The sequence below is a fragment of the Pseudomonas bubulae genome, assembly GCF_900618535.1.
Taxonomy (GTDB): domain Bacteria; phylum Pseudomonadota; class Gammaproteobacteria; order Pseudomonadales; family Pseudomonadaceae; genus Aquipseudomonas; species Aquipseudomonas bubulae.
The window spans coordinates 93,375-106,707 of the sequence record NZ_UYJA01000006.1 but is presented as its reverse complement, the minus strand read 5'-3'; the positions used below and the strand labels follow the sequence as shown (position 1 = coordinate 106,707).

15 protein-coding genes are annotated in these 13,333 nt (G+C 58.3%); all 15 read right to left on the bottom strand.

The annotated features are described in order from the left end of the window. Positions 1-9: 9 nt before the first annotated feature. A complete protein-coding gene (locus tag PPTH39_RS20510; RefSeq protein WP_416068821.1) occupies positions 10-726 on the bottom strand; it encodes a fimbria/pilus periplasmic chaperone in 717 nt (238 codons plus the stop codon). A 44-nt stretch (positions 727-770) separates the two neighbouring features. Further along, a complete protein-coding gene (locus tag PPTH39_RS20505) occupies positions 771-3,233 on the bottom strand; it encodes a fimbria/pilus outer membrane usher protein (protein ID WP_232527674.1) in 2,463 nt (820 codons plus the stop codon). Positions 3,234-3,275: 42 nt separating this feature from the next. Next, entirely contained in the window at positions 3,276-3,548 is a 273-nt protein-coding gene (locus PPTH39_RS23750) for a fimbrial protein (RefSeq protein WP_232527673.1), read from the bottom strand. A gap of 356 nt (positions 3,549-3,904) precedes the next feature. Beyond that, positions 3,905-4,438 carry a fimbrial protein gene (locus PPTH39_RS20495; RefSeq protein ID WP_130872368.1) on the bottom strand — a complete coding sequence of 178 codons (534 nt, stop codon included), beginning with the start codon at positions 4,436-4,438 and terminating at the stop codon, positions 3,905-3,907. 345 nt (positions 4,439-4,783) lie between these two features. Beyond that, the gene (gene flhB, locus PPTH39_RS20490; RefSeq protein ID WP_095002601.1) at positions 4,784-5,920 is read right to left on the bottom strand and encodes a flagellar biosynthesis protein FlhB; all 1,137 of its coding nucleotides are present in this window, start codon (positions 5,918-5,920) and stop codon (positions 4,784-4,786) included. A gap of 2 nt (positions 5,921-5,922) precedes the next feature. Then, positions 5,923-6,705, bottom strand: coding sequence for a flagellar biosynthetic protein FliR (fliR, locus tag PPTH39_RS20485; protein WP_095002602.1), 783 nt, complete (start codon positions 6,703-6,705; stop codon positions 5,923-5,925). Continuing rightward, entirely contained in the window at positions 6,706-6,975 is a 270-nt protein-coding gene (fliQ, locus tag PPTH39_RS20480; protein WP_095002603.1) for a flagellar biosynthesis protein FliQ, read from the bottom strand. 4 nt (positions 6,976-6,979) lie between these two features. After that, positions 6,980-7,723: a flagellar type III secretion system pore protein FliP gene (gene fliP, locus PPTH39_RS20475; RefSeq protein WP_095002604.1), complete on the bottom strand. Its 744-nt coding sequence runs from the start codon at positions 7,721-7,723 to the stop codon at positions 6,980-6,982. Beyond that, complete coding sequence (fliO, locus tag PPTH39_RS20470; protein WP_095018905.1) at positions 7,723-8,157, bottom strand: flagellar biosynthetic protein FliO; 435 nt, start codon at positions 8,155-8,157, stop codon at positions 7,723-7,725. Before fliO ends, fliP begins: the two co-directional genes overlap by 1 nt. Next, complete coding sequence (gene fliN, locus PPTH39_RS20465) at positions 8,158-8,622, bottom strand: flagellar motor switch protein FliN (protein WP_095002606.1); 465 nt, start codon at positions 8,620-8,622, stop codon at positions 8,158-8,160. It lies immediately after the preceding gene. A 58-nt stretch (positions 8,623-8,680) separates the two neighbouring features. Then, positions 8,681-9,649 carry a flagellar motor switch protein FliM gene (gene fliM, locus PPTH39_RS20460; protein ID WP_019828822.1) on the bottom strand — a complete coding sequence of 323 codons (969 nt, stop codon included), beginning with the start codon at positions 9,647-9,649 and terminating at the stop codon, positions 8,681-8,683. 9 nt (positions 9,650-9,658) lie between these two features. Beyond that, a complete protein-coding gene (fliL, locus tag PPTH39_RS20455; protein ID WP_095018906.1) occupies positions 9,659-10,150 on the bottom strand; it encodes a flagellar basal body-associated protein FliL in 492 nt (163 codons plus the stop codon). Positions 10,151-10,334: 184 nt separating this feature from the next. After that, positions 10,335-11,519, bottom strand: coding sequence for a flagellar hook-length control protein FliK (locus PPTH39_RS20450; RefSeq protein WP_130872367.1), 1,185 nt, complete (start codon positions 11,517-11,519; stop codon positions 10,335-10,337). Between the two features lie 79 nt (positions 11,520-11,598). After that, positions 11,599-11,961 carry an Hpt domain-containing protein gene (locus PPTH39_RS20445; RefSeq protein WP_095002609.1) on the bottom strand — a complete coding sequence of 121 codons (363 nt, stop codon included), beginning with the start codon at positions 11,959-11,961 and terminating at the stop codon, positions 11,599-11,601. A 30-nt stretch (positions 11,962-11,991) separates the two neighbouring features. Beyond that, positions 11,992-13,329: an ATP-binding SpoIIE family protein phosphatase gene (locus PPTH39_RS20440; RefSeq protein ID WP_095018908.1), complete on the bottom strand. Its 1,338-nt coding sequence runs from the start codon at positions 13,327-13,329 to the stop codon at positions 11,992-11,994. Between the last annotated feature and the right edge of the window lie 4 nt (positions 13,330-13,333).

The following is a 13,333-nucleotide window of genomic DNA, read 5'->3' as shown; positions in this document are numbered from 1 at the left end:
AGGCGCGCACTAGTCATCGGCCGCAGACACATTCGCGTCCACCTTGCAGGTGTTGCCAGTGCAACTGAACGCCAGTGCCGGGCGGCCTCCGTAATCATTTACATAGGTCAGCCAGGGTTTGCTACCCAGTGCCGCCGCACTCACGCCCAGCTTGAGCGTGCCTTTTGGCGGCACCATCAGCGGCTCAAAACCGGGAGAGGTTTTGCCCTCTTTGCTGCTGCGGGCATCGATCAGCGTGATGTAGTACGGGGTAGGATTATTGACTTGAAAGTCATCGGCCTCACGGGTCAGGATCAGTTGTTTCTGCCAGGGGTCAGAGTGTTCCTGCTGGCTCGGCACTATCGAAGCCGGACGATAAAAAAGCTTGATGCGGGTCTGCAGGGCGATCTGCAGGCTGTTGGCCTTGTCGCTACGGGGCGGAATTTCGCGCAAATTGAAGTAATAGACGGTCTCCCGGTCTTGGGGCAGCGACTTGACCGCAGGCAACGCCTGAACTTTCACCTGGCTTTTTTTACCGGGCTCCAGGCGCTGGACCGGTGGCAACACGATCAGCGGCGAGGTGATCTTGTTGCCTTGCTCATCCTCGATCCAGCCCTGGGCCAGATAAGGCAACTGGGTGTTGTTGTTGGTGATGGTCATGCTGGCGGCATCCTTGCTGCCATCAAACACGACCCGGGTTCGATCAAGACCAATGGCGGCATTGACGTTGCCAGTCTGCGACAGCATCAGGAGGACAAACGACGAGTACGCGCAACTGAACGTTTTAATTTTCATGACTTTTTCTCGCTATCAACAATCCTGCCCAGAGAGGCTGACGCGGGCATGGTCTTGTCCGCTGCGACCCCCTGGCAGGACAGACTGAGGGTGGAAGCCAATCCGTCGACCGGTAAATCTTCAGGCATTACAAAGGTGCAACGCTCGGCACCACCCCAACTGACTATCATCCGCCCGCCGGGCTGAATACCACTGAGGTAGACGCTGCCATCAGGCAGGCTCAACACAGCCATGGCCTTGAGCCCGGCAATCACCTCCAGCGTGCGATAACCGATGGCGCCCTCTGTCAGGGTCAACTGGGTCATGGACTCTGTCGCCTCCACATCGGCAGGCAAGCTTTCCAGATCGACACTGGCCGCAGTGCGCGTAAAGCTGCCGACATCCGAGACAACAGCCTTGCCGAAGGCATTGCTGCGCGTCGGGCTGCCATAGCCCCGGATCGGCACGCCAGGTACTCCACCGGTATCGATCATCAACCGGGTACCGCCCGTACCCGCAGTTCGATGCCCTGCGCCACCGTATGGCGTCAGTGTGCCGCCACCACGAGCAGACAGGGTGAGGCTGTTGTAGCTGTTCTCTTGCAGGGCAGCGCTGATGGAGACATCCGCCTGATCACCGGCATGGTTCAGGTACCCGCTAACCGAGGTGTTGCTTGCCGACAGTTGATAGCTGTTGCGCTGATCGAGCCGGTCACTGTAGTTCGTGGAATAGTTATTTTGGCCCTGAGAGCTACTGTTGACGCTGCTGGTGAGCGTCCCGGAGCGACCCATTGGCAGGCTTACTGACAGGTACATACCGGTGTGGTTGCTGGAGATGCCACTGTGCTGGTTTTTCTCCTGATTACGGAAAGCGTTCAGGGAAAGGCTCATGTTTCTTATCGAGCCCACGCTGAAATAGCGCGCCAGGGACAAGTTCCATCGCTCACTGCTCGGACGATCCCAATAGGACTGGTTGCTGTAGCTCAGATAAGCGGTAAGCCCCATATCCCGAAACTGCTTGTTGACTGTCGCAGTGTAAAGCGACTTGCTGCCCCCCACCGGACCACCGTAATGGCGCGCATTCAGGTACTCGCTCATGCTCATGTAGTTTTTTTGGGAAAAACGGTAACCCGCAAAGGTGACCTGACTGTCGTACTGGTCGAAGTTTTTCGAATAGCTCAACTGAAAGGAATCGCCCGACAAGGACGTGCCCTGCAGCTTGGCGCTGGCCCGGGTCACATCGAATGAGATCGCTCCCAAGGCCAGCAGGTCGCGCCCCACCCCTACAGAAAGCGCCGTGTAATTATTGTCACTGAGACCACCGCCATACAGGGACCAGCCATTGCTTACGCCCCAGGAGAATTCGCCTGCACCGAAGACGTCGCCCTGCCCTCCGTTGTGAAGAGAAGACGGTCGACCGCTGGCCAGTTTGTAACGCACAGTGCCGGGACGCGTCAGGTAGGGAATGTTGGCCGACTCAACCTGGAAGGTGGTGACGCTGCCGTCCTGCTCTTCGACGCGCACCTCCAGGGTCCCGGTTACGGCATCATTCAGATCCCGAATACGAAAAGGGCCCGCCGCAACCAGCGCTTCATAAAGCACACGGCCTTGCTGGCTGATAATGACCCTGGCATTGGTTTTGGCAACGCCGACAACTTCCGGTGCATAGCCACGCAAATTGGGCGGCAACTGGTTGTCATCCGAGTTGAGTGCAACGCCGGTAAAACGGAAGCTGTCGAACACGTTCGAATACAGGTAGTTTTCTCCCAGAGTCAGACGCGCCTGAATGGCAGGCAGCGCTCGATAGGCATAAAAGCGGCTCCACTCCAGCCGTCGCGCACGACTGTAGCTTTCGTCTTCGATACGGCCCTGCCAGTCTGCACGCAAGCGCCAGGGGCCCGCGTTTGCGCCGAACGTGCCATTGCCGCTCAAGTCGGTTTGACGGGCTGAGCCCTTCCGCCCGCTGGACTTGGCCGTGAGGTTGTAATCCATCAGAACGCCCGGCACGCCGTTGTCCCACCGGGAAGGCGGATCCCAGTTCCGGGCGTTGTACTCCAGATAGGCTTGCGGCACGGAAATATGCAGGCTAGAGGTCGCCAGATCGCCACTGACTTCCATGCCCGCCAGGCTATTGATATGCAGGCACTCGCCGCTCTTCCACCAGCCGAGCCGAGCTTGCATTTCAGGCTTGAGCCCCAGTTGCTCAACCAGCTCGGTCGACAGGCAGGCCTGGCTACCTTTGGGGTCATCGTCAGGAGGGTAAAAAGCTATGCGCTGCTCAGGCAGCCATTGCGAGTTGACCTGCACCTGCAGCGGATAAACGCCAGGCAAGATAAAACCGCTGCGAGAAAATTGGGACAAGTCGATATTGGTACGATCGCTGAGGTCCAGAATATCGGTATTGAACTGAATCTCATCCCCGGCCCATACCTCAGCGCCCAGCGACATCAATCCGCTCAACACGCCGGTGCGCAGTATCATTTGGGCGGCTGAGAGATCCCGCCCGGTAAACAGCCCGTACATTCAGAAATACTCCAGGCGGAAACGCACCGCAGTTCGGTGAGAACCAACCGCTACAGGACGACCATTGCCAACCAGTTGAAGGGTGTAATGCAGCTCCTGGTCCGCTCCGGTCAGAGGCGCCAGGGGCATGGGTACTCCCGGGATGCTTTCCTGCCCTTGGGTATCGGCAATACGCAGGGCCAACCCCCGGGCCGCTCCGCCAATGGCAAACAAGCGCCCGCTGGCATCCGCCAGGCCATCAAACGTCACCCTTACATGCTGCCAGTCAGGCAAGTAACTGCCTGGACGAAAAGAGTCAGGCCTGGCCAATGAGCATTTAATTAAACGCAATGTGAATATCTTTGGCAAAGATTGACCCTGACGAATAAGTTGCCCCATGGGCAAAGGGTCGAATTCAACGAGTTGATAAGCGCTACTCGCATCAAGTGCACACGCAGAATCAACAATTTGCCCTTCAAGTGTTACGCGCCCACCCCCCTGACTTGCTAGTGCAGTACACACACCGAAACCCAACGTTATAAACACAAAGAACGAGGTAACCACTACTGAAATCGAGAGTGCTTTCACAGGAAACTCCCACCTGCAATTGCCCTGCTGTCGAACTTCCTACAACAGGGCAACCGGACAACCTACTGATATGCCAGCGCGAAGTTCGTAACAGCAGTAAAAGTACCTGTACCTACAGTAGTGGTTGTAGATGTTTGACCTTTCAACTGAGCACCAAAGGTCAGCGTATTGCTACCCGCCGTAATACCTTTCGGGCGGGTTGCAGTACCCAGCGTTATGGCGGTACCGTCGAACTCGGTCAGAAGGATGCCCGCACCGGCAACGCCGTTCAGGGCCAATGCTCCTGGCACTGCTGCCGCCCCCGTACCGGTAAAGGTGGCCTTGACTGTATTGTCGGTGAGACCGGTCAATGAACAACCGGTCAACTCGATGTTGAAATATTGCTTGGTACCGATGCCACCATTATTCAGCTGAGATTTGGACACCGAACCCAGCGGAACAGGTTGATCCACACTTTCAGGTGTAATGGAGCAGGCCGACTCCAAAATTTCACCGCTAAACGTGACAGTACCCGATCCTGCTCCCGCAGCACTGGCAACTGATGCCGAACAAGCCAGCAACACCATAGACGCCAAAGCAGACTTGGCAGACTTCATTGCAACACCCATCAAACACCCCCTACAAAAATGCATTACAACAATTGTTTAATAAACTGAAGATTTAGTTTAAGTTTAAATCCCGACACTTATTCATACCCCAAGGAAATAAAAGCGAAAGCCATTAGCTGACTTTTACCCATCCCCACACACCGAAGTAAGAAGCAACTAAACTAACAGCTAACTTTCAAACAATAAGTAAGGCACTTCCAACTGTCTTGTAGGATCCCACCTAATACAAGATAGATATATAACACCGCACTAGCAGAGATTATTTGACGGAGGCGAATTTAAAAGTAACTACTCGACGCAAAATACCTGCACTCCACCCCGTCAACTGACACGCTACTCGTCACGGCGCAAATCCGCCGGGATCGGCAAGTCCTTGAGGGGGTCCGGGCGCTTGCCCTTGCCGGCCTGGTACTGGCGGATCTGGTAGACGTAGGCCAGCACCTGGGCCACGGCCAGGTACAAGCCGGCGGGGATTTCCTGCTCCAGCTCCGTGGAGTAATAGATCGACCGCGCCAGCGCCGGCGACTCCAGCAGCAGGATGTTGTGCTTGGTACCGATCTCGCGAATTTTCAGCGCCAGGAAGTCACTGCCCTTGGCCAGCAACATCGGCGCCCCGCCCTTCTCCGGGTCGTACTTGAGGGCCACGGCGTAGTGGGTCGGGTTGGTGATTATGACGTCGGCATCCGGGATCGCCGCCATCATGCGCCGCTGGGACATTTCACGCTGCACCTGACGTATGCGCTGCTTGACCTCCGGGCGCCCTTCCTGATCCTTGTGCTCGTCGCGTACTTCCTGCTTGGTCATCAGCAATTTCTGATGGCTTTCCCATAGCTGTACCGGTACGTCCACCGCAGCGATCAGGATCAATCCGCAGGCCATCCACAACGCACTCCAACCCACCACTTGCAGGCTGTGGATCACTGCCAGTTCCAGCGGCTCATGGGCAATGCGCAGCAGGTCATCGATGTCGGACTTCAACACCAGCAAGGCCACGATCAGGATGATAAAGAATTTGGCCAGGGCCTTGAGCAGCTCCACCAGCGCCTTGGCCGAGAACATGCGCTTGATCCCGGCGGCCGGGTTCATGCGGCTGAATTTGGGCGCCAGGCTGCCCGCAGCAAAGAGCCAGCCGCCAAGGGATATCGGGCCGACCAGGGCCGCGATCAACAACGTGATCAGTACTGGCTGCACCGCGATCAAGGCGATTTTCCCTGAATGCAGCAGAAACGCGCCCATGGAATCCGGGTTAAGCAGCACCTCGCGGCTCAAGCTGAAGTTGTAACGCATCAGCTCCATCAAATCCTGCGCCAGCGCACCGCCAAAAATCAGCAAGCCCGCCGAACCAGCCAGCATGATGGCCAGGGTGTTCAGCTCTTTGGAACGTGCAATTTCACCCTTTTCCCTGGAGTCCTTTTTTCGTTTCTCCGTGGGGTCTTCTGTTTTATCGGCGCCACTCTCGCTTTCGGCCATGGCTATCTGGCCTGCGCAAGATCACGTAAAAACTGCAGGGCCTCAGAGGCCAGCGGTTGATACTGGTTGAGAATGTCCGCCATGCTGATCCACAGGATCACCATGCCCAGCACCAGGGTCAGCGGAAAACCGATGGCAAAGATATTCAGTTGCGGCGCGGCCCGGGTCATTACGCCGAAGGCAATGTTGACCACCAGCAGGGCAGTGATCGCCGGCAGTACCAGAAGCAACGCCGCACCCAGCACCCAGCCGAGTTTATTGGCGATTTCCCAGTAGTGATTGGGCAACAAGCCACCGCCCACCGGCAAGGTGGTGAAGCTCTCGGTCAACACTTCAAATACAACCAGATGGCCATTCATGGACAAAAACAGCAAGGTCACCAGCATGGTGAAAAACTGCCCGATTACTGCCACGTTGACCCCGTTGGCCGGGTCGACCATGGACGCAAAGCCCATGCCCATCTGGATCGCGACAATTTGCCCGGCGACCACGAACGCATGAAAAAACAGCTGCAATGCAAACCCCAGTAACGCACCAATGACGATTTGCTCGGCAATCAGCATCAGGCCACTGAGATCCAGCGGGTTGACGGCGGGCAACGGCGGCAGGCTGGGCATGATTGCCAGGGTAATTGCCAGGGACAAAAACAACTTGATGCGTTTGGGCACCAGGGTGGTGCCGATGATCGGCATGGTGGTCAGCAGCGCGCCCACCCGGAACAGCGGCAGCATAAAGCTGGCGACCCAGGTACTGATCTGCGCGTCTGTCAGGGCGAGCAGCGACATTTAGCCGATCAACTGCGGAATGCTGCCGTACAACTGCAGGATGTATTCCATAAAGGTCTGCACCAGCCACGGCCCGGCCACGATCAGGGTGACCAGCATCACCAGCAAGCGTGGGAGGAAGCTCAGGGTCTGTTCGTTGATCTGGGTCGCGGCCTGGAACATCGCCACCAGCAACCCCACCAGCAAGCTGGGTATTACCAGCACGGCAACCATCAGGGTGGTCAGCCACAACGCACTGCGAAACAGGTCTACCGCGACTTCTGGGGTCATGGGGTCAAACTCCGCCGAAACTGCTGGCCAGGGTGCCGATAATCAGCGCCCAGCCATCCACCAGTACAAACAGCATGATTTTAAACGGCAACGAGATGATCAGTGGCGAGAGCATCATCATGCCCATGGCCATCAGCACACTGGCCACTACCAGGTCGATAATCAGAAACGGAATAAAGATCATAAAACCGATCTGGAAGGCGGTTTTAAGCTCCGAGGTGACAAACGCCGGCACCAGAATGGTCAGGGGTGCGGCATCCGGGGTGGCGATATCGGTACGTTTGGACAGGCGCATAAACAGCTCAAGGTCGCTGCTGCGGGTCTGCGCCAGCATAAAGTCCTTGATCGGCACTTCAGCCTTGAGGATCGCATCCTGGGCCGAGAGCTTTTCGGCCAGATAGGGCTGCAAGGCATCGTTGTTTACCCGATCGAAAACCGGCGCCATGATAAACAGGGTCAAAAACAGCGCCATGCCGGTAAGGATCTGGTTCGATGGGGTTTGTTGCAAGCCCAGGGCCTGGCGCAGGATCGAAAACACAATGATGATCCGCGTAAAGCTGGTCATCAACATGACAAATGCCGGAATAAAGCTCAGCGCAGTCATGATCAGCAGGATTTGCAGGCTGACCGAGTACTCCTGCTGACCATTGGCCCCGGTGCCCAGGGTTATCGCCGGAATCGACAACGGGTCAGCCCCGAATGCCAATGGCGCGGCCAGTGCCAACAACAGCGCGACTACAAAACGCATCAAGGCTTGTCCTTTTGCTGACCGAGTATTTCCATCAGGCGCTTGGCAAACTCGGGGGTGGCCGGTTGCGCACTACCCGGCACCTGCACCGGCTCCTTGAGCACATGCAGCGGGGTGATCCGGCCCGGCGTAAGACCGAGCAGGATCTGTTCATTGCCCACCTGCACCAGCACCAGCCGGTCCCGCGCGCCCAGGGCCCGGGAGCTGATCAGTTCGATTACCTGGCCCTGGCGCGGGCCCGCCTGCTGTACACGGCGCAGCAACCAGGCCAGGGCAAAAATCAGCCCCAGCACCAGCAGCAGACCCAGTACCAGCTGGGTCAACTGCCCGCCAACACTGGCGCCAGCCACCGGAACCGCTGCGGTCGCAACCACCGGCTCGGCCGCCAGCACACTCAAGGGCAAGCCCAGTAAACCGCCAAGTAGCCGTTTCATTCAGCGCAGCTTCTTGATGCGTTCACTTGGGCTGATCACGTCGGTCAGGCGGATGCCGAACTTCTCGTTGACCACCACCACTTCACCGTGGGCAATCAGGGTGCCGTTGACCAGCACATCCAGTGGTTCGCCGGCCAGACGGTCCAGCTCGATCACCGAGCCCTGATTGAGTTGCAGCAGGTTGCGGATATTGATGTCGGTACTTCCCACTTCCATGGAGATCGACACCGGAATATCCAGAATCACGTCGAGGTTGGGGCCATCCAGGGTCACCGGCTGGTTGTTGCGCGGCACACTGCCGAACTCTTCCATCGGCAGTCGGCTGGAAGAGGGCTTGGTTGCCGCATCGGCCGCCAGTAGCGCGTCGATATCGGCCTGGCCAACATCGCCGGTTTCTTCCAGCGCAGCTGCCCATTCATCAGCCAGCGCCTGGTCTGCAGCGGTTGTATCGTGTTCGTTAGCCATGGGGGTGTCCTCGGCGGGCATTCAATCATTAGCACAGCAAATTCTTGTGGCCAGGCGCCTAGCGCCGACCGATGGGCTCAACCACTTGCAAGGCCAGATTGCCTTTGTGCGAGCCCAGTTTGACCTTGAACGACGGCACGCCATTGGCGCGCATCACCAGTTCATCTTCCAGCTCGATGGGGATCACGTCGCCGGGCTGCATATGCAAAATATCGCGCAGGCGTAACTGGCGGCGGGCCACGGTGGCGCTCAGCGGCACACTGACGTCGAGCACGTCTTCGCGCAGGGCCTTGCTCCAGCGTTCGTCCTGATCGTCGAGGTCGGACTGGAAACCGGCGTCGAGCATTTCGCGCACCGGTTCGATCATCGAGTACGGCATGGTCACATGCAGGTCGCCGCCACCGCCGTCGAGTTCGATATGGAAGGTCGACACCACAATGGCTTCGCTGGGCCCGACGATATTGGCCATGGCCGGGTTAACTTCAGAGTTGATGTACTCGAAATTGACTTCCATGATCGCCTGCCAGGCTTCCTTCAAGTCGATAAAGGCCTGCTCCAGCACCATGCGCACCACGCGCAATTCGGTGGGGGTGAATTCACGGCCTTCGATCTTGGCGTGACGGCCATCGCCGCCAAAAAAGTTGTCCACCAGCTTGAACACCAGCTTGGCGTCGAGGATAAACAGCGCCGTTCCGCGCAGCGGCTTGATTTTGACCAGGTTGAGACTGGTGGGCACATACAGCGAATGCACGTACTCGCCGAACTTCATCACCTGCACCCCGCCAACCGCCACATCCGCCGAGCGGCGCAACAGGTTGAACATGCTGATGCGGGTGTAACGGGCAAAACGCTCGTTGATCATTTCCAGGGTCGGCATGCGACCCCGGACAATACGATCCTGACTGGTCAGGTCGTAGCTTTTGACACTGCCGGGCTCGGCAGCGGTTTCGGCCTGTACCAGACCGTCATCGACGCCATGCAGCAGCGCGTCAATCTCATCCTGGGACAGCAGGTCTTGCACGGCCATGTCGTGATCCTACTGCAATACAAAGTTAGTAAAGAGCGCCTGATCGATAACCACTTTGCCGAGTTCTTTTTGCGCAACTTCCTGCACGCTGGCAGTGGTTTTCTGGCGCAATATTTCCTGGCCAACCGGTGTGGCGAGGTCGTCAAAGGCCTGCCCGGAAAACAGCATCACCAGGTTGTTGCGAATCACCGGTATATGCACCATCAGCGCCTTGAGATCGGCAGGGTCGCGTGCTTGCAGGGTCACACTGACTTGCATATAGCGCTGACGGCCATTGGCGTTGAAATTGACCACAAAGGCCGGGGCCATCGGTTCATAGAGGGCAGGCAGCTTGACGTTCACGTCAGCTTGCGGCACAGCTTCGCTCTTGGGGCTGTGCATGAAATACCAGGTGGCGCCAACAGACAGGCCAATTGCCAGCAGCACAGCCACGACGATCAGGATAATCAGCTTGAGTTTGCCTTTAACGGCGGGGTCTTTTACTGCGTCGCTCGTCGCCATGCCAATAATCCGTCACTTTTCGGTTTTCACAGGTGCCGAGGGTAGGCAGAGCAAGTGTTATGCCAGAAGTGGAGGGATCGAAGGCTTCACGCCAATTCAAATTGCGTAGCAGCTGGCGAAGGCTCGCTCCCACAATAGGGCTTGACCTGCAACAGAGTATCTACAGGTGTTTTAGTGCTAGCGCTTACGCGTAGTAATCCACCGCGCTGGAGCCCAGCACCACGCTTGGCGCAACCGCAGCCACTTCCACTGGTTCGTCATCAACAAGGTTGTCCAGTCGCTGGCCACCGCCACCGCTACGGGCCTGTTGCTCCTGGCCCTGCTGGCCTTGCCAGTTGCGCTGCTGATCCGACACGTTGACGTCCACCTGGCCCATGCCCTGCTGAGCGAGCATTTCGCGCAAGCGGTGCATCTGACTGTCCAGCGCCTCACGCACACCGGCGTGGCCACTCACAAAGTTGACCTGCGCCGACTGGTCAGCCGCAATATTCACCCGAATATCCAGACGCCCCAGCTCGGCAGGCTCCAGCTGGATATCGGCTGATTTGAGGTTGGCGCTGGAGAGGTACATCACGCGGTTTACAACTTCTTCGGACCAGCCGCTCTGATGCATGGCCAACGGCTGGTTGACCGGCAGCGCATTGGTAGTTTTCGGCACCGCCGCCTGGGTCAGCGCCGCCAGGCGGTTGGCGAAGTCATCCACACGGGTATCGCTGGAGGCGCTTTTCAGGTCCTTGAGACCCTCATCGACCAGGCCTTTAAAGGATTTCTCGCCCCCTTCACCTGTGGTCGAGTCATCGCTTTTATCATCGACCAGCATGGCTATCCCGCTGGCCTGCCCCTGGGCTGCGGCAGGAGCCGCGTCGCTTGATGGAGTTTTGACCGGGGACTGGCTACTGGCCGAAACATGCCCGCCCTGCTCCATCGCCAGGCGCACGGCAGGCATTGCGTCCAGAGGATCGGCTTGAGGATCGAAGGTGTCGTCGTCGGCCGCCAGCGGTGGCGGTGCCTGGGCCGCCAGTTGTGCCACTTGCACCTCAGGGGTGGCCGGTTGCGCGGGCGGCGCAGCCTCAACAGCCGGCACCGGCACTGGCACCACCGGCTGCGTGGCCAGCGGATCGGCCGTTGCCACGTCATCGCCCGGCTTGTCAGTACTGTCATCCTGATCAGTGCTGACTGCGTCTTCCGTCTTGCCGGCAGGCAAGGGGTTGCCGCTACCGGCAACGGCTGGCGCCGGGTCGGCTGCCTGGGCATAGACCTTTGCAAAAGGCTGCGCATCAGCCTTGGCAGGCTGCACAGGACTGCTCGCCGAGGCTTTAGGGGCTGCGGCGGCAGGTGTCAGAAGCAGGGTTTGGGCAGCAACGGGCATTAACGGCTCTCCACTGTACGGCTGGCATGGGTACAGGTCAGAGAGTCACAGCAAGGTTCGGGCCAGCTTTAGTGCACAGTCAGCGGGATACAAAATGCGGCGACACCGAACGCTGGCGCTCGGCGCGATACAGGCGCCGGACCATCTGGTATTCATCGTCGATTTTGATCACCAGCTCCTGGATCTCGGCCAGTTGCTTCTTTTGCGCACGCTCTTCAAGCAGGCCACACAAATGTGCCAAGCGAATGGCACCCATATTGCTGCTGCTGCCTTTGAAACTATGGGCAACCAGCGTCAGGTCGCAAGCCTCGCGGGCGTTGTGCAGTTGGCCAAGACGCTCTTCGGAGTCGGAGAGGAAGGTGTCCAGCAGGTCGGCAAACCCTCCCTCCATCACGTCTCGCAACGCATTGACCACTTTCGGGTCCATATGAATGTCAGACACTTGCTCACTCCTTGATCAAGAATGAGCGGATTATGCCAGACCCCCCCACGAAAACTCCACGGTCGCGCTACGACCATCAGGTGCCCAACGTGCTGCAGGGCAGAGCTGACGCACCAGGCTCACCCCGCGTCCCGACAGACGGTCTAAATCCAGTGGCCTGGCCATCACCCTGGCAACATCAAAACCCGCACCACTGTCTTCTACCTGGATCAGCAGGCGACCGCTTTCGCCGATCGGCTCGACTTGCAACGAGAACCGCACAAACCCGTACTTGAGCGTTGCCAGACGCTCCTTGCGCTGCTGATAGTAATGGGCAAAGCCCCCTGTATCGCGCTTGAGCCGTGAATCGAGGCCCAACACCCCGTGCTCCAGGGCATTACTGTAAAGCTCGGCAAGCACCGCATGAATCACCGGCCCCTGGGCGCGCAGCCCGTGGACTTCCATGAGCAATTGCAACACGTAAGGCAGTGGATTGAACTGCTGCAGGCTGGGCGCCCGAAACTCGAAGCTGGCCGACCAGTCCCGCGGGCTGCATTGGCCACTGTCGGAGTAGACAATCGCCGGCACCCCCAAAAAAGCCGGCAGCTGTGAAGTGATCTGCACCATGCTCACATCATCCCGGGCCTGCCCCTGAAAATCCCGCAAAGCCTGTTCGACCTCGGCAATCAGTTGCAACGGATGCCGATTGGCATCCAGCACCCGCTCCAGGCGCTCAACCCCGAACAATTGCTGATTGGGGCCACAGGTATCGATCACACCGTCGGTCAGTAAAAACACCTGATCACCGGGCAGCATCGGCAACACCTGGGTGGCATGGTCAAACACTTCGGCGCGCAAGACACCCAACGGCAAGTGCTGCGAGGTCAGTGCCGTGCGCTGACCGCTGAGTGCCGCTTGCAAATAGCCATCGGGCATACCGCCATTCCAGACTTCGACGCAGCGCCGCTGGGCGCTCACACACAGCAACGCGGCGCAACAGAACATGTCGACAGGGAGGATACGTTTAAGCTTGGCGTTCATTTCCCTGAGTATTTCCGCCAACCCGTAGCCCTTGGCCGTCATGCTGTAGAACACCTCGGCCAGAGGCATGGCACCAATCGCCGCAGGCAAACCGTGGCCGGTAAAGTCGGCGAGCAGCAGATGGGTATCGCCTGAGGGCGTATAGGCGGCCAACAGCAAATCGCCATTGAACAAGGCATAGGGCGATTGCAGATAACGGATATTGGGGGCATCGAGACAGCCTGAGTGCGCCACCCGGTCAAACACAGCCTTGGCCACCCGCTGTTCGTTAAGCAAGTAGTCGTTGTGCCGGGCGATCTGGTCGCGCTGCTGCACTATCGTTTGCTGCAGCCTGCGCAGGCGCTGCATCGAG

Bases quoted from the DNA above. Each gene is read 5' to 3' on its own strand.
- PPTH39_RS20510 (WP_416068821.1), bottom strand. From the start codon at position 726: ATGCTGTCGCAGACTGGCAACGTCAATGCCGCCATTGGTCTTGATCGA.
- PPTH39_RS20505 (WP_232527674.1), bottom strand. From the start codon at position 3,233: ATGATACTGCGCACCGGCGTGTTGAGCGGATTGATGTCGCTGGGCGCT.
- PPTH39_RS20495 (WP_130872368.1), bottom strand. From the start codon at position 4,438: ATGAAGTCTGCCAAGTCTGCTTTGGCGTCTATGGTGTTGCTGGCTTGT.
- flhB (WP_095002601.1), bottom strand. From the start codon at position 5,920: ATGGCCGAAAGCGAGAGTGGCGCCGATAAAACAGAAGACCCCACGGAG.
- fliR (WP_095002602.1), bottom strand. From the start codon at position 6,705: ATGTCGCTGCTCGCCCTGACAGACGCGCAGATCAGTACCTGGGTCGCC.
- fliQ (WP_095002603.1), bottom strand. From the start codon at position 6,975: ATGACCCCAGAAGTCGCGGTAGACCTGTTTCGCAGTGCGTTGTGGCTG.
- fliP (WP_095002604.1), bottom strand. From the start codon at position 7,723: ATGCGTTTTGTAGTCGCGCTGTTGTTGGCACTGGCCGCGCCATTGGCA.
- fliO (WP_095018905.1), bottom strand. From the start codon at position 8,157: ATGAAACGGCTACTTGGCGGTTTACTGGGCTTGCCCTTGAGTGTGCTG.
- fliN (WP_095002606.1), bottom strand. From the start codon at position 8,622: ATGGCTAACGAACACGATACAACCGCTGCAGACCAGGCGCTGGCTGAT.
- fliM (WP_019828822.1), bottom strand. From the start codon at position 9,649: ATGGCCGTGCAAGACCTGCTGTCCCAGGATGAGATTGACGCGCTGCTG.
- fliL (WP_095018906.1), bottom strand. From the start codon at position 10,150: ATGGCGACGAGCGACGCAGTAAAAGACCCCGCCGTTAAAGGCAAACTC.
- PPTH39_RS20450 (WP_130872367.1), bottom strand. From the start codon at position 11,519: ATGCCCGTTGCTGCCCAAACCCTGCTTCTGACACCTGCCGCCGCAGCC.
- PPTH39_RS20440 (WP_095018908.1), bottom strand. From the start codon at position 13,329: ATGCAGCGCCTGCGCAGGCTGCAGCAAACGATAGTGCAGCAGCGCGAC.